16 protein-coding genes and 1 tRNA gene are annotated in these 17,588 nt (G+C 62.2%); 7 read left to right on the top strand and 10 right to left on the bottom strand.

Features of this window, described 5'->3' with window-relative positions; translation table 11 throughout:
* Positions 1-732: 732 nt before the first annotated feature.
* Positions 733-963: a hypothetical protein gene (locus tag IQ16_RS19915; RefSeq protein WP_145831707.1), complete on the bottom strand. Its 231-nt coding sequence runs from the start codon at positions 961-963 to the stop codon at positions 733-735.
* Between the two features lie 217 nt (positions 964-1,180).
* Here IQ16_RS19915 and IQ16_RS19910 point away from each other — a divergent pair, with 217 nt between their 5' ends.
* Both IQ16_RS19910 and IQ16_RS19905 read left to right on the top strand, forming a co-directional pair.
* Positions 1,181-1,759: a TIGR00645 family protein gene (locus tag IQ16_RS19910; RefSeq protein ID WP_018641972.1), complete on the top strand. Its 579-nt coding sequence runs from the start codon at positions 1,181-1,183 to the stop codon at positions 1,757-1,759.
* A gap of 42 nt (positions 1,760-1,801) precedes the next feature.
* On the top strand, positions 1,802-2,272 hold the full coding sequence (locus tag IQ16_RS19905; protein ID WP_018641973.1) for a GNAT family N-acetyltransferase: 471 nt from the start codon (positions 1,802-1,804) through the stop codon (positions 2,270-2,272).
* Between the two features lie 17 nt (positions 2,273-2,289).
* Here the strand turns inward: IQ16_RS19905 and IQ16_RS19900 are convergent, their stop codons facing one another.
* The gene (locus tag IQ16_RS19900) at positions 2,290-2,610 is read right to left on the bottom strand and encodes a DUF1476 domain-containing protein (protein ID WP_035666119.1); all 321 of its coding nucleotides are present in this window, start codon (positions 2,608-2,610) and stop codon (positions 2,290-2,292) included.
* A 253-nt stretch (positions 2,611-2,863) separates the two neighbouring features.
* On the opposite strand from IQ16_RS19900, the gene IQ16_RS19895 reads away from it, so the two are divergent.
* Positions 2,864-3,088 (top strand): hypothetical protein, encoded by a 225-nt coding sequence (locus IQ16_RS19895; protein ID WP_018641975.1) that lies wholly within the window; start codon positions 2,864-2,866, stop codon positions 3,086-3,088.
* 50 nt (positions 3,089-3,138) lie between these two features.
* Here IQ16_RS19895 and IQ16_RS19890 read toward each other — a convergent pair whose 3' ends face one another.
* Positions 3,139-3,330: a hypothetical protein gene (locus tag IQ16_RS19890; protein ID WP_018641976.1), complete on the bottom strand. Its 192-nt coding sequence runs from the start codon at positions 3,328-3,330 to the stop codon at positions 3,139-3,141.
* A 2,398-nt stretch (positions 3,331-5,728) separates the two neighbouring features.
* Positions 5,729-6,007, bottom strand: a complete 279-nt coding sequence (locus IQ16_RS19885) for a hypothetical protein (protein ID WP_145831695.1) — start codon at positions 6,005-6,007, stop codon at positions 5,729-5,731.
* A gap of 448 nt (positions 6,008-6,455) precedes the next feature.
* Between IQ16_RS19885 and IQ16_RS19880 the strand changes: the two genes are divergently transcribed.
* Together IQ16_RS19880 and IQ16_RS19870 are read left to right on the top strand one after the other, a co-directional pair.
* A complete protein-coding gene (locus IQ16_RS19880; RefSeq protein WP_145831694.1) occupies positions 6,456-6,962 on the top strand; it encodes a hypothetical protein in 507 nt (168 codons plus the stop codon).
* 476 nt (positions 6,963-7,438) lie between these two features.
* A tRNA-Ser gene (locus IQ16_RS19870) sits at positions 7,439-7,528 on the top strand.
* Between the two features lie 46 nt (positions 7,529-7,574).
* On the opposite strand, the gene IQ16_RS19865 is transcribed toward IQ16_RS19870, so the two are convergent.
* From IQ16_RS19865 to IQ16_RS46595, 6 genes are all read right to left on the bottom strand, one after another.
* The gene (locus IQ16_RS19865) at positions 7,575-8,357 is read right to left on the bottom strand and encodes a hypothetical protein (RefSeq protein ID WP_018642005.1); all 783 of its coding nucleotides are present in this window, start codon (positions 8,355-8,357) and stop codon (positions 7,575-7,577) included.
* Positions 8,358-8,733: 376 nt separating this feature from the next.
* Positions 8,734-8,919 (bottom strand): hypothetical protein, encoded by a 186-nt coding sequence (locus IQ16_RS19860; protein WP_018642006.1) that lies wholly within the window; start codon positions 8,917-8,919, stop codon positions 8,734-8,736.
* 525 nt (positions 8,920-9,444) lie between these two features.
* On the bottom strand, positions 9,445-9,768 hold the full coding sequence (locus IQ16_RS19855; protein ID WP_018642007.1) for a hypothetical protein: 324 nt from the start codon (positions 9,766-9,768) through the stop codon (positions 9,445-9,447).
* Positions 9,769-9,988: 220 nt separating this feature from the next.
* The gene (ilvD, locus tag IQ16_RS19850) at positions 9,989-11,839 is read right to left on the bottom strand and encodes a dihydroxy-acid dehydratase (protein ID WP_018642008.1); all 1,851 of its coding nucleotides are present in this window, start codon (positions 11,837-11,839) and stop codon (positions 9,989-9,991) included.
* A gap of 198 nt (positions 11,840-12,037) precedes the next feature.
* The gene (locus IQ16_RS19845) at positions 12,038-12,967 is read right to left on the bottom strand and encodes a VOC family protein (RefSeq protein ID WP_018642009.1); all 930 of its coding nucleotides are present in this window, start codon (positions 12,965-12,967) and stop codon (positions 12,038-12,040) included.
* Between the two features lie 842 nt (positions 12,968-13,809).
* Positions 13,810-14,175 carry a hypothetical protein gene (locus IQ16_RS46595; RefSeq protein ID WP_244635755.1) on the bottom strand — a complete coding sequence of 122 codons (366 nt, stop codon included), beginning with the start codon at positions 14,173-14,175 and terminating at the stop codon, positions 13,810-13,812.
* Between IQ16_RS46595 and IQ16_RS19835 the strand changes: the two genes are divergently transcribed.
* Both IQ16_RS19835 and IQ16_RS19830 read left to right on the top strand, forming a co-directional pair.
* Positions 14,158-16,059, top strand: coding sequence for a TOMM precursor leader peptide-binding protein (locus IQ16_RS19835; protein ID WP_244635752.1), 1,902 nt, complete (start codon positions 14,158-14,160; stop codon positions 16,057-16,059). The two genes, IQ16_RS46595 and IQ16_RS19835, sit on opposite strands and share 18 nt — an antisense overlap.
* A gap of 45 nt (positions 16,060-16,104) precedes the next feature.
* Positions 16,105-17,529, top strand: coding sequence for a SagB/ThcOx family dehydrogenase (locus IQ16_RS19830; protein ID WP_018642011.1), 1,425 nt, complete (start codon positions 16,105-16,107; stop codon positions 17,527-17,529).
* The last annotated feature ends 59 nt before the right edge of the window (positions 17,530-17,588 follow it).

The following is a 17,588-nucleotide window of genomic DNA, read 5'->3' as shown; positions in this document are numbered from 1 at the left end:
CTCCTGGACATTCTGTTGCGCCAAATCCTCACTCCACCCCCATTGTCGCGCCGCTCACTGGAATTCTTTTGACTGTGCAAGGCCGCACGCGTTCTCTCGCATGCAAGGGCGGGATTTGGAATTTAACGATGATCGAGACGGTTTCGGCACTGATGGGTCTGGTTAGCGCGGGGATTTTCCTGGCCCATGCGTTTGAAGGTTACCGGACGAGGGCCTGAAGGCACTCGCGCGGGCGGCAAGCATCACCTCTTTCACGGCGGCACGTTCGGACAGTTTTTGATCGATCCGACCGGGCATCGAACACGAGAGCGGCAGGTGTCCCATGCGTAACCATGACCTCGTATCCGATGGCTTCCTGGCATTGACCGCAGGCGGCTTGGTGCTGTTGTGCTCGAGCCTGGTGGCACTGGCCTTCGCCTGAGCACGACCACGACTTTCCTTATTTCTAACCACAGCTACACCGCGACGCAGCATGCCGTCCGTTCCGGATTGTCCTGCTCTCTTTTAGTTGATTGAATTTCTGCGTTTGGCGCCTCGACTCATTTCAAGAGGCCATCACCAACGAAGGTGACGCAAATGCTTGCTGAGAAATTTTTTCTGGTTCTAGAATCGTTGATCCGCGGCGACCGCACCTATCCCGACGGAAGCCCCCGCATCATCAGCACCGCCCCGCACGTCCCCGTGAAGCTGCCGAGCCAGAAGTAACGGCGTTCCGAAGGGCTGGTCACGCGCTCAGCGCAGGCCGAGCAATGACCGCCTATAGAAGCTCTCGCGGGCCTCGTTACGGCAGACGAAGCTGCCGTCAAAGCCCTGGCCGTAGCGCTTCTGGCCCCGGGCGTAGTAGACGCCCTTCCTGAAATCCAGCCAGACCACCTGATCATGCGGACAATGGCGCTGCGCCTGCGCCTCGTAGCGAAACGGCGTCAGCGGCGTCGCCGACACCCCGCCTGCACCGAGCATCATCGCCACAACAAGCGCGATTCTCCCGAGCCCGCCGCCAAAGCTGTTCGGCACGTCACTCCTCCTTGAGCCGGGCCGTCGCCCGAGGGCCGCGTCCACGCTAGCACGAAACGGCGCGATTGCCGGCAAGCCTTGCCAAGCGCACCGCACGTCTTCCGCCGGCCATCTTGTCGGGGTACAGAAAAGCGAGATCGTCTCCGCTCGCGAGGATGCTGCCTGAATGTCGGTTGAGCCTGAGCCAAGGACCGAACCCCGCCTGCCCTCGCCGCGCCTTGGCGTGCTGCCGATGATCATCTTCGGCTCACGCTGGCTGCAATTGCCGCTCTATCTCGGGCTGATCGTGGCGCAATGCGTCTACATCGTGCTGTTCCTGAAGGAGCTCTGGCACCTCTCCTGGCACGCGATCGATCTCACCGAGCAACAGATCATGATGAGCGTGCTGGCGCTGATCGACGTCGTGATGATCTCCAACCTGCTGGTGATGGTCATCGTCGGCGGCTACGAGACGTTCGTCTCGCGGCTCGACCTCCAGGGCCACCCGGACGAGCCGGAATGGCTCGGCCACGTCAATGCGAGCGTGCTGAAGATCAAGCTCGCCATGGCCATCATCGGCATCTCCTCGATCGCGCTGCTGCGCACCTTCATCGAGGCCGGCAATCTCGGCTCGAGCCGCGCCGGCTTCACCGAGACCGGCGTGATGTGGCAGGTGCTGATCCACATCACCTTCATCGTCTCGGCGCTCGGAATTGCCTATGTCGACAAGCTCAGCGATTCCGGAATGCGCAGACACGCCGAGTGAGGCGTTCGAGTTTGCGATACACCGTCTGGATCCGGAGTCCCCATGCCCGCTGACGACATCTCCTTCAGGCCGGCGTGCGCGGACGACGCGGAGACCGTGTTTGACATCACCAAGGCCTCGATCGCGGGTCTTTCGCGCGGGTGCTATTCACCGGCCCAGATCGAGAACTGGATGGGCGAACGGACGCCCCGGTTCTATGAAGAGATCATCGCCAAGGGGCGGATGACCGTCTGTCTTCGCAACGACGTCGTCATCGGCTTCGTCGATGCCGACCCCGGCGAGGTCACCCGGTTGTTCGTGCTGCCCGCGGCGGCCGGCTCCGGTGTCGGGAAACGGCTGCTCGACATCGGCGTGGCCCGGGCGCGGCTCGGCCATGGCGGGCCGATCCGCCTTGAAGCCACGATCAACGCCGAAGCCTTCTACCGACGTTACGGCTTCAGAAAAATGGGCCGAGGCCAGTTCTCTCACGGCCTCGGCGGCGAGCCCATCGAGATCATCCACATGGAGCTATGAGCAACGGCGCGCGGCGCTCACTCTTTTTTTGCTTCGAGCTGCTGCATGGCCTGATGCAGGCATTCCTGGAGCTTCTGGGCGACCTGCTCGCGCGCCACCCCCTTGCCGGCAAGATCGGCCGACACCTTGTCCAGGACCTCGTCGATCGTCCGGCTCTCCAGATGGTCCGTCACCAGCGCCGCCGCGTAGCTGGCTGCGGCATCGCCGCTGAGGCCGAGCTGGCTGGCGGCCCAGAGGCCAAGCAGCTTGTTGGACCGGGCCGTCACCTTGAACATGAGCTCCTCGTCATGGGCGAATTTGGCCTCGAAGCCCTGCTCGCGCTTGTCGAACGTGGTCATGGTCAGCTCCATTGCGTTGTCACTGAAGGGGATCGGATTGGCCGGAAGCGAACGTCTCCGTATTTCGCGTCAGTTGAGGATCATTTGAAGCTTCCGGCGGAAGCCAAACGCCGTCAAGCCTGCCGCGTGCAACAGGCGCGTGTGTTCACCGCTGCCGCCAGCTCCGTGCCAGCCAGATCAGCTACTGGAGAGTGTTAACCGTCTATTAAGCAGACTCAGCGCCGCATGGCCGGGGGACATCGAGAGCTGACGCATGAACAGAGAGCTGCGGGAGTTTCGACGGCTTGAACGCCTCTGCCTGGAGCAGGCCGCCCTTTCCACCATGGACCTGGCACGAAGCGGGTTGCTCAAGGTCGCCAACGACTGCCGCGTCGCGGCCGAAGCGATCGAGGCACAATCGCCCCGCGGTGCATTCGCAGAAGCCGTCCAGGCGCTCAAGCTGGCCTTGAGCGCGAAGAGCACGTCCAAGCGGCACTAGGCATCGGGCGGTCGATCCAGGCGATATCGGCGGGCTGCGGCCGGGCGCCGTCAGCCCTTCGCGGCCGCAGCTTCACGTGCGAGCCGCTCGGCCCTCAGCCGTTCCTTGTTGGCGTAAAACGCCTTCTGCGCCGCTTCGTGATCGCGCATGGCCTTTTCGGCCTCGATCCGGCGAGCCGCATCGCGCGCCTGGCGCTGTTCGGGGGTCAGGGGTTTGCGTCGGAAGGAAAGGTCTTCAGTCATGGCGAGACAACGCGGAGGTGAGGAATGAGTTCCGCGTGTCGGATCCCGCGTGCTGCGGGGCAAACCAAAATGCCTGCCTTTTCAGGGTGATACCGGCAGAAGCTCACGCCCGGACCGGCCGGCCCGCCCACAGCGGAATCGGAGCCGTCCATCCCACCTGAAGGCCGCTCAAGCAAAAATGGCGAAAACAACCCCATGCACAGTAGCTAAGTCGTGTTGGCACAACGACTTTTTATGCACCCACGAAGGCCCGTCTGGCCCGTCGGGCACAACAGTGGCATCCCGGCATCTTCGGAAAATCCGTCGCCGCTGCCAGGGACGCGAGCCGATAACGGTTCGGTGAAGGAAACCACTTGCCTGCCCGCGCGAAGCATCCCGGAAACAGAGCGCTGCTAGTTTTTCCCGGTGTTTCAAGGGGAGACTGACGATGATTGCTCTCAAGGTGATGGCGCTTACGCTCGGTGCTGGAATTGCTTTCTGGATGTACTCAGGCGAACTCGGCGCCGACGTCGTGCTTGCCATCCTGGCCTGCCTCGCCTGACCAAAAAGACCCGCTGGTAACGGGCCGCGGCGGGTTTTCTGGGGACATCATTCGGGATCGCCAGCCGGGCCTACTCTCATCTCGATTTCCAGACACGACCATGAGCCTCGCAGGTTCTGCTGCGCCCGCTCCAAAACGGTCGTCCACCCATGGCAGGGCAAAAGTTCGATCTTGTGAATTGGCGACCTGTGTCGCAACCGGACTGACGTCCTGCGCAGTCCCAAGCGGTCTCCATCATAAAAACGGCCCCGCTCTCTCCGGGCAGAGAAAGCAAGGCCGTGCATTCCCAGATTTGCGGCCGATAGGGGCTTCAATGGACACGGCCGCACCGTGGAGCTTACATGATTCCCGATCGGTCGTTGCCACTTTTTCCCGCAATGCGCGTCGTTCACGAGGCCAACAAAAGCGTCCTCCCCTGCGAAGACATTCAACGCATTTGTCCTCGAGAAGGACAACCCATCACCGAGCCGGTCGATGCCCTTCCTCGTCAGGAACCTTACCCGCGCACTCGAATTCACAGGCAATGAAGCGTCTGGTTTTCGGGCTTGCGGCGCTTTGCGGCACGGTGCTTTTGGCGCTGGTCTGGCTTGGCCAGCACGAACGCCAGGCAGCCATTGAGCGACTGGAGAGGTACGAATTCTCGCCCCGCTAAGACGCAATGAGCGCCCCTTGGTGTCGCAGCACTGTGACGGCAGTCGCGGTCGATCTGGTATGGCTGGAGCCGCGCAGCGCTAGAGCACGGGTCGTAACTTCTCCCCCGCCTGCCTTTTGCCCCGGATTGTTGATGGCGGCGTTCGCGGAATCCAGGGCGTCGACGCGCCAACTGAGCGCTCCGATCGGATAACAGCTTCCGCTCACCGCCTTGCGCTGCCACTTTGCGCTGCAGATCCGCGAACTCATCGGCGAGCTTCTGCCGGTTCGCGTGATCGTCCTGACCGTCTCCCCAGGGCGGCCAAGAGCCTGCGGTGCCTGAGCCCCGCACTTCGCGAGCTCGCGCGCACGTAGCACCAGGACCGGGCCATGCTGTACCAAAGGTCAGGTTTCGCTTGCAGGTTGACATTTGATAATGCGGGAACTTTCGGCAATTGGGTACGTTGCCTCTGCTGCTGATGATCCAGCTGTCGTCATCCCTTCGTCTGAGGAACTGCCGGTGAACCGGGAATTAGAGGAATTCCGCAGACTCGAACGCGCTTGCAGAGAGCACGCGGCCATTGCTTCCTTCGACCTTGAGCGCGAGGGTCTTCTCAAGGTGGCGGAGTATTATCGGAACGCTATCGAAGCCCTGCAACGCCGCCCCACTACCGACAGCCCCCCGTAAACGTCTCCCGCCAGCTCGGCGCGGTCGCCCCTTGCGAATAAGCGGGATGGCGCGCCCAAACCGCCTAAAAGGCGCAAGCGCAACCAGTACGCCGAGGTATGAATCAAGGTCAACGGTGAAGTCGATGACATCACCAGCAGACGCAAGGCCGACGTATTTCGTAGACCAAGTGCCGTTAACGAAGATCGGGCCAAGCCGACGCCTACATGCTCATTGAGATGATGGCTGCCAAGCCCAGGGCGGCTGCACCCCACGCCAGCCCATGCAACATCCAAGGCCGCATTGTCATTGTCGCCTCCCAGCGGATGGGAGGATGCCGGCGGCTCGCGTGAGCTACTTGAGATAAATCAAAGACTAAAGATTATCGCCGTTGCGGCGGCCACGGTGAAAACACCAGCGCCAATGGCAAGCACACCCACTAGTAGCTCTCTACCCATGCCCTATCCTAACCTAAGTTACCTCAGGCCTGGCTATGCAGTTTGTGCCAGATTGTCCCGGAGGCAAAAGGAAGGTCCAAGCTGTGTTTCGATCTGGCCGCTCTATCCTGAAACTGGACCGGCTAACATTTGAAGGCCAGCGCAGTTGACGGCAAGGTCCGGCTCCGGCTGTGCGACACCGCTCTTGGTTGCCGCGTCATCAGCAAAACGCTTAGGCGGCATCCCCAGATCGTCGGCTGACTGATGATCTCCCCGCGTCGTCCGCTGCTGTTCCAACGTCTCTACATGCTGAAGAATCATTCGGCGCAGGTCCGGGTCTTTGATCTTCTGAAATGCCAGGATTAAACGAAACAGATCATGATGGTCGGCTGCCAATGCCATTCGGAAAAACCTTTTCGACGAATCTAAATCACCAAACCAGCATTTATGCATGCTCTTAAATGTTTATGAAGCCACTACTGAGGCAGCGACCCGCGTTACGCGCCAATCTCTCCTAGATGTCTGCATGCGCTGGCTCAATGTTGTGCAACAGCTTCCTGTTTAGGCAGGCATAAAAATATCGCTCAATTTATGCTGCTCCGGGGCATTTTTAACTGAAAGGATTTAATCATGAGAATTGCTGCCGTGATGTCGATCGTCTTCTTGAGCGTTTCCTGCTTCCCGGCGGACGCACAAGACTTACCGGAGCACACTGTTCTGGCGTTCAATCTGCCCAGCTGTCCGAAAGGGTGGCAGGAGTATGCACCTGCTGCCGGGGCTCTTGTTGCCGGGGTCGGCAATACATTCCAGCTGGGCGCAAATGGAGTAAGCCCAAGCTTTACAGTTGCAGATGCCGGAGGCGGAGCATCGGCGCCCAAATCAAGAGTGGCAGGGCTTCTGTTCTGTGAGAGAAACAAAAATCGGCGATAGACTTCACCCTGAAAAGGCCTCGCCCTCGCTCGCGAAAAGCGAGGGCGGTGCATCCGCAGAGCAGCGCGTCTTTTGTGCGCTCACTGAGAAGTTACCTCATCTATCCGCTGAATCTGATTTCCCAGGTCCAATTTCCACTTTTTCCCGGTTGATCCGGTTTCGGGTGAGAGCAGCCTGTCTAATCTGCTACGGGCCAACGCCCCCTAGCGGCTTTTTTGCCAACCGCAGCTTTGCCCTTGAAAACAGCCCCGGGTTGATTCAGATTCTCAGAAGAGGGATCACCGTGGAGACGACGATGGCTACCATCGGTACCGTGGCTTTTCTCCTGCTCGTCAGCGTGGCGATGCTAGCCAAGGCGCGTTTCAAAGAGCGCGCGTCCTGGCGCCGTCAGATGACTGACAACGCTATGCGGGCCATGGGCAACTAGGGATCTATCGACCCACCGCCGCTAGCTGCCTGGCCAAGGCCTGGCCGGCCTGGAACATCGTTCTCCCGACCTCGTCTCTGCTGGCATCGCCGGAAATGGTGATGTTCATACTGTTATTGTTGGTTGTCCCACCCATCTCAACCTACCTTCACGCTCGCGCGAAGAATGTGGCGCCTGATCTCCAGCGCCGCGAGCCGCGTCTGATTGATCATCAGTCCTCCACCACCATATACGGGGGCGGCCCCTCAAGATCATCCCAAAGCGGCGCCGCGTGCCATGGCGGGAGATTCAGTGCACGTCTCGGGCATGCGAAGCCAGACATCACCTTGCGTGTCTACGCCCACTTGTTTAGGAACGACGACGGCAAGGCGGCCGCGGCGATCAATGCGGCGCTGGCACGTTAGGTGCCATTCGGGTGCCGATTTCGTGGTTTGTTCTCTCAGAACCTACCGCTAAGCACTTGAAATTGTTGAGATGGAAGGGTGGCCGAGTGGTTTAAGGCACCGGTCTTGAAAACCGGCGTGCCCGCAAGGGTACCGTGGGTTCGAATCCCACCCCTTCCGCCAGTATCAAAGCGCCCGGCCCGGCCTCACAGCGATGTCGAACGGCACCTCAACGCAGCGCCAAGCGCGCGCTGATCTCACCATCCAGCACGAGGTCATCGCGTGCGCCGAGCAACCAAAGCTCGTCCGCCTCGACCCGCAGCAAGCTCCGTGACCACCAGCGCTCGATCATCGCCGCGAGAATCGCGGCCTCGTCGGCATCGAGATCGTCCATCAGGTTCCAGAGTCCGACCACGTAGAGGTCCGTCGTCGGGCGACCGAGCACGCGCTGGACCGCATGGAAGAGGTTCGCGCCATCGCGCTGCTCGGGGTAGACCCGAAGATAGAGCCGTCCCCGATTCACATTCCCGGAGAACAGCCCCCGGACCTCGGCCCTGATGGGTCCGAGCTCGGCCATGGCCGAGCGACGGGCGGGCTCGATGGCCGGCGGCTCGGAGCCGAGGCCACCGCAGATGGTGGCGTGCAGATGCTCCCGCCGCCTGTCCATCACGTGCCACGCCACCTTGTTCGCAAACGGAGCCGTCCGCAGTTCCGCATCAAGCGCCTGATAGGCCGGCGAGGCTTCGAGTGCGTCGGCCGAGATGGGCAACACCACCGAGTAGGCCGTGGGGTGGCGTCCCCTGTCGTAAGAGGTGCCCTCCTTCGCTGCGATCACGCGAGGATCGTGCGGAGCGACCAGAGGCAGATGCGCCAAACGGTAGGCATCGTCGAGCAACAGGCCTTGACCGGCGACGAAACGCGTCCGGCTGCGCTCGTAGGCGAGTGCGTCGTCACTGCAAAACATGTCCGGGTCGAGATTGAGATGCCGTTCAGTCTGAAGCACAGGGGTCATTCTCTCTCTGTGAATGGTCAGGGTCGCAAGACCAAGGCTGAACCCAAATCTGATCGACGCGAGCGAACCGGCAACCGAGAAGCTCGAAGGGCGCGCGGTTTCGTTCCGCCAATGGGTTAGAACAGCTCCGCCGAACCTGGCAAGCGGACACTGCTGGGACCCTTCGGTTGCACCGACACGGAGGGGAATCTAGAGCACTGCAAATCCGAGGTACGCCGGTTGCCCCATCGCGAGCGACCTTGGTTCGATGGCAAACGTTGAGTCCGGGCTAAGCGTAAGCCTTGCTCGCCCGGCAACTCTGGCCCCAGCTCCTCCTGTCACTGAGTTGGGGCCGTTTCCTCAAAACGCGACAAGCGCTCGTTGTTGCGCCCGCTCCTTAGCGGCCCCCCGCGCGCGGGGACATCAGGATACGTAGCAACTGTTCGGCGCGCTCCTTCGTCAAATTGGCCGCCATGTCGGTCCCGATCAGTGCTGGGCCCATGCGCTCTCGATCGTAGACCATCCAACCTTTGCCTCCCATTCGAATGAAAAACCTGCTCTGCATCGGCTCTTTGTCAGTCATTGGTGACCCCGGTTGCTCGACGAGCAAGGAAAGGCGGCCATGCTTCTGCTTGCATTAATCTGTGTGAATCGGATCGGGAAAAAATGGCAAAGTTCCGCTCTGAAATGGCATCGCAATGTGCTGAAGCGAACAGAACCGCGCCGGGAGCGCAGAGTAAGCTATCGATCGCTTGGCCTTCCCCAAGAGTCCAAGCACCTCCAGCGGCCCCGGCCTTACCTCAAAAGCCCCCCACCACAGCCGGGGCCGCCCTGTGGCTGTCGATAACCCCATGACCGACCGCGTAAGCCAACGCGAAATTGGCGGGCTCGCGGCGGCCTCCCCTCGTCCCATGGAAATCGCTCTGTCAGGCGAGTGTCAGCCAGGTGCCCTAGCCTAGGCGGGACCGTCGACACCGCCCAGGGCGTTGCCGGTTGCGGGGTCCGGCCGGAGTTTCTGCTTCAGGTCCGGGCCCCGTTGCTTGCGGCCAAAAGAAAGCGCGGCGCCCGAGGGAGCGCCGCGCGAAATTCGTTCGTTGCTGCGTCGGCGTCAGTAGCCGCAGGATGCGCAGCCCATCTGCACCGGGGCGTAGTAGGAATAGCCCGGCGAGACCATCTCGACGCGCTGGCGCGTGGCGTATTGCGGCGGGATGCGCTCGTACTGGACGCCCGGCGGCGCCACCATCACGGTCTGCGGCACCATCACGGTGCGGTACTGCGCGGGCGTGCGATGCGCGACGACGGAGCCGGGCGACACCATCACGGTCTCATCGACGGCGCGGTATTGCGGCGGAACGTATTGCTGCTGATAGCAGGTCGTGCACGGCGGCGGCGTGTAGCAATTGTAGCAGCCGGCGGAAGCGGCTCCCGTCATCGAAATCGCGGCGACGACTGTTGAGAAAACGACAGCAAGAGTACGAGACATTATGCGGTGCCCCAGTTGCCCGAAATGGATTTGCGAAGGTGGCCGCAGTATACGCCGTAATACCTTGCTGTGCTGAAGTTCGTCGAGGCATCCTTAATGCGAACGGCCGGCTTTCGCCGGCCGTTCAGGACTTGTTGACCATGCACGTGTGGCGCGAGCGATGCAGCGCTCAGTTCGAGCGACGCTTCACCTCGCGCACAGCGCCGCGCGCGGCGCTGGTGGTGAGTGCCGCATAAGCCTGCAGCGCGGTCGAGACGTTGCGCTTGCGGCCCGTCGCCTGCCAGGCAGCATCGCCCTTCGCCTCTTCCGCGGCGCGGCGCTTGGCGAGCTCCTCGTCGGAGACCTCAAGCGTGATGCTGCGGTTCGGGATGTCGATGGCGATGACGTCGCCGGTCCGCACGAGGCCGATGTTGCCGCCTTCGGCGGCTTCCGGCGACAGATGGCCGATCGACAGGCCCGAGGAGCCGCCCGAGAAGCGGCCGTCGGTGACAAGCGCGCAGGCTTTGCCGAGGCCCATCGATTTCAAATAGCTGGTCGGATACAGCATCTCCTGCATGCCGGGGCCGCCGCGCGGGCCTTCGTAGATGATGACCACGACCTCGCCGGCCACGACCTTGCCGCCCAGAATGCCTTCGACGGCGGCATCCTGGCTTTCGAACACGCGCGCCGGTCCGGAGAACTTCAGGATCGAGGCATCGACGCCGGCGGTCTTCACGATGCAGCCGTCCTGCGCGAGGTTGCCGTAGAGCACGGCGAGGCCGCCGTCCTTGCTGAAGGCGTGCTCGAGATCGCGCACGACGCCCTTCTCGCGGTCGGCATCGAGCTCGTCGTAGCGCCGCTCCTGGCTGAAGGCGACCTGCGTCGGGATGCCGCCGGGCGAAGCGCGATAGAACGTGCGCACCGCCTCGCTCTTGGAGCGCTTGATATCCCAGCGCTCCAGCGCATCGTTCATGGTCGGCGCGTGCACGGTCGACACCGAGGTGTCGATCAGGCCGGCGCGGTCGAGCTCGCCCAGAATGCCCATGATGCCGCCGGCGCGATGCACGTCCTCGACGTGCACGTCGGCGACGGACGGCGCAACCTTGCACAGCACGGGCACGCGGCGCGACAGCCGGTCGATGTCCTGCATGGTGAACGCGACCTGCCCTTCATGGGCGGCGGCGAGCAGATGCAGCACGGTGTTGGTCGAGCCGCCCATGGCGATGTCCAGCGTCATCGCGTTCTCGAACGCCTTGAAGTTGGCGACGTTGCGCGGCAGCACCGACGCATCGTCCTGCTCGTAATAGCGGCGGACGAGGTCGACGATGGTGTGGCCGGCCTCGACGAACAGGCGCTTGCGGTCCGCATGGGTCGCGACCACCGAGCCGTTGCCGGGGAGCGCCAAGCCAAGCGCCTCGGTCAGGCAGTTCATGGAGTTCGCCGTGAACATGCCCGAGCAGGAGCCGCAGGTCGGGCAGGCCGAGCGCTCGATCACCTTGACGTCCTCGTCGCTGACCTTGGAATCCGCCGCGGCCACCATCGCGTCGATGAGATCGACGGCCTTGGTCTTGCCCTGCAGCTTGACCTTGCCGGCTTCCATCGGCCCGCCGGAGACGAACACGGCGGGAATGTTGAGCCGCAGCGCGGCCATCAACATGCCGGGCGTTATCTTGTCGCAATTGGAGATGCAGACGAGGCCGTCGGCGCAATGCGCGTTGGCCATGTACTCGACGCTGTCGGCGATCAGTTCGCGCGACGGCAGGCTGTAGAGCATGCCGTCATGGCCCATGGCGATGCCGTCGTCGACCGCGATGGTGTTGAACTCCTTGGCGACGCCGCCGGCCTGCTCGATCTCGCGGGCGACGAGCTGGCCGAGGTCCTTGAGGTGGATGTGGCCGGGCACGAACTGGGTGAAGGAGTTGACGACCGCGATGATCGGCTTGCCGAAATCTGCGTCCTTCATGCCCGTCGCGCGCCAGAGGCCGCGGGCGCCCGCCATGTTGCGGCCGTGGGTGGTGGTGCGGGAGCGATAGGCTGGCATGGCGGTTTCCGTCCTCGGGTTTGGGGCCGGGCGGGAAAATGGGAGCCGCCTCAGGCCTTTCCGGCCGGATACCGCACGGGGTGGACGCGCGCAACGGGAACTTGGCTTGGACAGGGCCGGATCGGCCTTTCGCAGGCCTCCCCTGCTCCCGGCGCGGGCTGTGCAGGGTCGCGTCAGCGCCGGACGGAGACGCTGCAGCTAGCGCTTCGGCTTGGGCAGCACAATTCTCCCCTGGGAGGCAATGCCACCCCATTTAGCGGACCAGCCGATTTCCGAAGCCGAGGATGGCTCAATGCTGGTCGGACCCCGGGCCCCCTGCAATGCAAACAAGGCGCCCTGGGGATCGACGCATCGTGCGATCCAGCAGCCATCAGGCAATTCGATCGGACCCTGAAGGATCCGGCCTCCGCCAGCGTTCACATGTTTCATGGCAGAACCGATGTCGTCGACGTTGAAGTAATGCAGCCAGCTCGGCTGCGTCACGCTCGGAAGTTTGGTGAGCATGCCGCCGACCGTCTGGCCACCCGCCGAAAACAATTGATACCAGGCCGCTGGTTCGCTTTGAGCATCGGCCTTCTGCCAACCGAATAGTTCTCTGTAGAAATCGAAGATCACGGTCCGGTCGGTAGCCAGTAACTCATGCCAGCCGATACGCCCCGGCTCGTCCAGCCGGCCCGGTTTCCGTCGGCCATAGGTCGGTTCTTTGATCAGCCCGAACGTCGCCTCCTGCGGATCGGCAACGACTGCTATGCGCCCAATATTGGTGTCGGTCGGCGGCACAAGGATCGTGCCTCGAAGACGCCTGATCTGCGCGGCGGTCGCGTCCAGGTCGTCGACGGCGACGTATCCCATCCAGCGCGGCGTCGCCCCCAACCTCCGCCCCTCCTCCGGGATAACCATAAGTCCGCCCAGCGGAGCGCCGCCGCTACGAAGCACCATGTAAGGTAGATCCGGGGTCGATTCATCCTTCACGCCCCAGCCGACGGCCTTGCGATAAAATGCGCTCGCCGCTGCGACATCCGTGGTCAGGAGTTCATACCAAGCGAAACGCCCTGATCGATCTGCCACCCCGAACTCTCCGTTCAAGCTGCGATGCGCTTGCGGCACTGCAGCAAGCTGCACGCGCACCGAGAGCGTGGATCGTTGACGCGTTGTGTCAACTGGCTGTGCTGATTGCCGTTCATGAAGATGAATACATCCGAACGTGCAGCGCCGCGCTTTTGTGCGCGTAATTGTTGCTCGCGTTATTTCCTGAGCGTAGACTTACCGCGGCTGGGATGCTTCTTGCAATGCTCGGAGGGTCGACCATGCGGCAGGCGAAGAAGACCTCTAAAGGGAAGAAGCGAGTAACCAAAGTCGCCGTGCCGGCGTTCGGAGCGGCAGGGTTGACGTTCTCGCTGGCGGGAGGCGCATCGGCGTCCGCCGTGCCGACATCCGACGTGCAACAATTGCCGCACTTTGGAACGGGTCAGGCAATCACTCTCGATGAAGAGGAAATGGCTGACGTCAGCCTGGCCACCTTCCATCTCTTCGACAAGGAAAACGCCGGTAGCCGCGTGCAGCTGGCATGGCGCGGATGCGGCGGTTGCCGCGGCTGCAGAGGCTGTCGGGGTTGCCGTGGTTGCCGATGTGGCGTCGGTTGCCGATGTGCGGGTTGTGCTGTCGGCTGTGGCGTTGGTGTGGTGGGATGCGCCGTATCATGCGCGGGTTGCTGCGCATCGTGGGGCCGCTGCCGCTGGTGCTAGACCCCTGGCGCGTTCCGAACGTCAAATTCGCGGGTTGATAGGTCATTGGCCGGCCTCAAGAAAGGGTCCGGCCAATTGCTTGATTTCGCTACGACGCTCGCATCGGCGGCTTGCGGGTGAGAGCTGAATTCGCTTCAATTCTCTGGGAAAATGCCGGCGCGCGGTCGTGACGATCCATCTTGCGCCGGCGATCTAGCGTGACGGCAACAGGATCAGCGTGCTGACTCAATGACTGCAACTGGCAAGACCCGCGTTGCGCGGCAGACCCACAAAGACATTCTCCGATTTGCACCGAACTTCACCGCTTACGTACTGCCTCCCGACGCGGTCTGCCTTTATTCTGAGGACCGCAAGTTCTTCCTGCACGGCGAGCTCTACTGCACCTTGGCCACCGCGATCGGAAAACACGGCAAGGCTTGGCCGGAGATCATTAGCCAGCTTTCGAAGCACTTTCCGGCCAACAAGATCGAGGAAGCGATCAAGCGGCTCCTCGATCGCCGATATGTCGTCGCGCGGAAGCCGAAAGCATTCGACGACGCCATCGGCGGTTTCCTGGCGAGCCTCGGCATCCCTTTGGAGGTCGCCGAACAAAATCTTCGCAATTGCCCCGTCCAGATCGAGACGATTGACGTCAAAGGCGCCAGGGAGCTGACCGCGGCGCTGAGCAAGCTCGGTGTTCAAATCGCCAAGCGAGCGCCGAAGTTCACGATCACGCTGGCGAACGACTATCTCGACCGGCGACTTGCTGAACTGAACCAGGAACGCGTGGCCGGCAAGACGCCCTGGCTGCTGGTGCAGCCATCCGGCGCGTTTCCGCTGGTCGGGCCCGTGTTCAAACCGGGCGAGAGCGCCTGCTGGACCTGCCTGTTCGATCGCATGATCCGCAACCGGGAGATCAAGGGGTTTCTTGATCGGGGACCGGCGCGTGCGGTTGCCATATCGCCGCTCGTCAGAGAAAGCGTCGGCCAGACTGGAATCCATTTTGCGGCCGTCGAAATCGCCAAGGCAATTGCATCGGATTTTCGCACCGATCTGTGCGATCACATCGCAAGTTTCGACCTCACCGGCGCCGCCATCGCCAAGCACTATGTGACGCGACGTCCACAATGTCCGACCTGCGGCAGCAGGAAGCTGAACAACCCGCGCCGATCTCCGGCCCTGGTCGAAATTGCCGAGGGCAAGAGGCTCGTCATGACCAGCGGTGGTTATCGCACCGTGACGTCGCGGTCGACGGTGTCGCGCTTCCGCAAGCATGTGAGCCCACTGACAGGGGTGGTGACCAGGCTCGAACGAATCGACGTCGACCTGCCGATGAACACCAACTACTTCGCGCAGCATAATTTCTCCGCGCCCGCCCACAGCATCGACCAGCTCAGGTCCGGATTGAGCGGCGGCAGTTTTGGCAAGGGCTCGACCGCCGAGCAGGGCGAAGCCAGCGCGCTGATGGAATCGATCGAACGCTATTCGGGCATTTTCCAGGGCGATGAGATCAGGACGATGCGTCGATTTGCCGATTTCGCGCCTGGCGACGCGCTTCTTCCCAACGATGTCCAGCTCTTCAGTGAAACGCAGTTCAAGCACAGATTTCTCCAGCAACCGGACGATCCCCATCCGGTTCCAGAGCCGTTCGATCCTTCGACGAGGACCGAGTGGTCGCCCGTCTCATCGTTGCGCGACAAACGCTTCAAATATCTGCCGACGGGCCTCCTGTACTTCTTTTATGGCGGCTTCCATACGGATTCCAACGGCTGCGCGGCCGGCAACACCCGCGACGAAGCGATTGTCCAGGGCTTCCTCGAACTGATCGAGCGCGATGCCTACGCGATCTGGTGGTACAACCGGGTGCAGCGCGCCGAGGTCGACCTCGAGCAGTTCGACGATTTCTACGTCCGGGATCTCCGGACTCAATTTACGGAAGCCGGGCGCAAGCTGTGGGTGCTCGATGTCACCACCGATCTCGGCATTCCGACTTACGTGGCGATCATGCACTGGATGCAGAATGGAGACGAGCATATCGAGTTCGGCTCCGGCGCGCATTTCGACCGCCGCATAGCCCTGCTGCGCTCCCTCACCGAGCTGACCCAATTCATGTCCGTCAGCATGATGGGCGGTGCGAGCGGCGAAAAGCCGACCCTCGACGGTGTTACCCCGCTGCGCCTGGAAGACTACCCGTTCCTGACACCGAGCGATCGCCCGATCGTCCCCCCGGCGCCGAGCCTCGAGCTTCACGGCAATACGCGTGACCAGGCCATCGCCTGCGTCGAGATCGCCGCCCGTGCGGGCTACGATTTCCTCGTCCTCGACCAGACACGTCCCGACGTCGAGGTTCCGGTCGTCAGAGTGCTCGTTCCGGGCTTGCGTCATTTTTATCGCCGCTTCGCGCCGGGCCGCCTTTACGATGTGCCGGTGAGGCTCGGATTGTTGGACCGGCCGCGGCTCGAAAGCGATCTGACTTCATTCCTTCCACACACCTGAAGGCCTGTCGTCGTGCGTGCTCCCCGGAAAAAGCCGACCAGGAAGATGGCGCCGGAGATTGCTGCCCGATTGAGCCATCGCTTTTCCCTCCAGATGCAGCCGGACGGAAACATCGCCGCCTCTCTCGGCGACTATTCCGTCAACCTCGGGCAATTCAGCGAGGCTGCGATAGACCGTGCGCGACATCTGAGCACCGGCCTTCCGCTCGCGTCTTTTGCAGGCAAGAGCATCCTCGCCAGGGAAATCGACGCACTGGTGCATCGCTTGGCCCGGCAAGGGCTTCTGGAATACCGCCTCTCCTCTTCGCGTGGCACGCAGGACTTCGTGGTCATCGAGCCCCAAGTCCCCGAATACTGGCCGCGGCGCGCGAAGCTGGGCAGTCGTGACACCATTGTGCTATCGCGCTTTGCCTTTCTGCGCCGGCGCGGCAACGAGTTGGTGCTGGAATCGCCACGCGCCGGCGCGTTGTTCCGGATTGGCGATCCCGCCATCGCCGCCACCCTTGCTGCGCTGTCGCAGCCTCGGAAGATCGGCAAGCTCAACCAGAAGATGGCTTCCTCCACCCTCCATCTGCTCGAACTGTTGCTGGACAGCCAGATCCTGCTCAAGCTCGATGCGAAAGGCGGCGACGGCTTGCGGGTGAATGAAGGCGACGGCAATCTCGTTCTCTGGGATTTCCACGATCTGGTGTTTCACACGCGGAGCACGGAGGGTCGGCAAGCCAACCCGGTCGGCGCCGCCTTCACCTATGCCGGCGTCGTTCCGCCGTCGCCGGCGGTGCGTCCGCCCTGGGCCGGCAGCAAGATTGACCTGCGCAAATTCTCCTCCGCGGAGCCAAACTCCCACTTCCCGAAGCTGTTGCGCGAACGCCATTCAACACGGGATTTCGACGACAAGCATCCGGTCACGCTCGGCGAACTCGCACAGTTTCTCGACACCACCGCACGCGTCGTGTCCGAATGGAAGAGCGAACCGTATTTCGAGGGCGGTTCCGAAGTCACCTACAGCACAAGGCCTTATCCGTCGGCAGGCAGCGCGTACGAACTCGAATTGTACCTTACCGTCGCGAACTGCGACGGGCTTGCGCGCGGACTCTACCACTATGATGCAGGGAGCCACGCGCTAGTCGCGATCAGCGTCTCCCCCCAACAACTCCAGGCGCATTTGGCCGCTGCCCAATTCGCCATGGACGCGCCGGGTCAGCCACAAATCCTCATCACGATCGCGGCGCGTTTTGGGCGGGTCTCCTGGAAATACAGCTCAATCGCATATTCGTTGATCCTGAAGGATGTCGGCAGCCTGATTCAGACGCTTTACCTGGCGGCGACCGATATGGGCCTCGGCGGCTGCGCCATTGGCAGCACCAACATCGATCTGTTCGCGAAAATGACGGAGTTGGAATTCCATATCGAGGGCCCGGTCGGTCAATTCGCGCTCGGGCGCGGCAAGAAGCCGGAGGTCCAAGGCTAGACCAGGGCTAGACCAAGGCTAGAAGCGGCGGCAAATCGGCCCACGGCTCCAGCCAGTCG

This window comes from Bradyrhizobium huanghuaihaiense (assembly GCF_007830635.1).
Classification (GTDB): Bacteria; Pseudomonadota; Alphaproteobacteria; order Rhizobiales; family Xanthobacteraceae; genus Bradyrhizobium; species Bradyrhizobium huanghuaihaiense.
This window is presented reverse-complemented; position numbering and strand designations above follow the sequence as displayed.

Bases quoted from the DNA above. Each gene is read 5' to 3' on its own strand.
- IQ16_RS19915 (WP_145831707.1), bottom strand. From the start codon at position 963: ATGATGCTCGGTGCAGGCGGGGTGTCGGCGACGCCGCTGACGCCGTTT.
- IQ16_RS19910 (WP_018641972.1), top strand. From the start codon at position 1,181: ATGTCGGTTGAGCCTGAGCCAAGGACCGAACCCCGCCTGCCCTCGCCG.
- IQ16_RS19905 (WP_018641973.1), top strand. From the start codon at position 1,802: ATGCCCGCTGACGACATCTCCTTCAGGCCGGCGTGCGCGGACGACGCG.
- IQ16_RS19900 (WP_035666119.1), bottom strand. From the start codon at position 2,610: ATGACCACGTTCGACAAGCGCGAGCAGGGCTTCGAGGCCAAATTCGCC.
- IQ16_RS19895 (WP_018641975.1), top strand. From the start codon at position 2,864: ATGAACAGAGAGCTGCGGGAGTTTCGACGGCTTGAACGCCTCTGCCTG.
- IQ16_RS19890 (WP_018641976.1), bottom strand. From the start codon at position 3,330: ATGACTGAAGACCTTTCCTTCCGACGCAAACCCCTGACCCCCGAACAG.
- IQ16_RS19885 (WP_145831695.1), bottom strand. From the start codon at position 6,007: ATGGCATTGGCAGCCGACCATCATGATCTGTTTCGTTTAATCCTGGCA.
- IQ16_RS19880 (WP_145831694.1), top strand. From the start codon at position 6,456: ATGCCGGAGGCGGAGCATCGGCGCCCAAATCAAGAGTGGCAGGGCTTC.
- IQ16_RS19865 (WP_018642005.1), bottom strand. From the start codon at position 8,357: ATGACCCCTGTGCTTCAGACTGAACGGCATCTCAATCTCGACCCGGAC.
- IQ16_RS19860 (WP_018642006.1), bottom strand. From the start codon at position 8,919: ATGACTGACAAAGAGCCGATGCAGAGCAGGTTTTTCATTCGAATGGGA.
- IQ16_RS19855 (WP_018642007.1), bottom strand. From the start codon at position 9,768: ATGACGGGAGCCGCTTCCGCCGGCTGCTACAATTGCTACACGCCGCCG.
- ilvD (WP_018642008.1), bottom strand. From the start codon at position 11,839: ATGCCAGCCTATCGCTCCCGCACCACCACCCACGGCCGCAACATGGCG.
- IQ16_RS19830 (WP_018642011.1), top strand. From the start codon at position 16,105: ATGGCGCCGGAGATTGCTGCCCGATTGAGCCATCGCTTTTCCCTCCAG.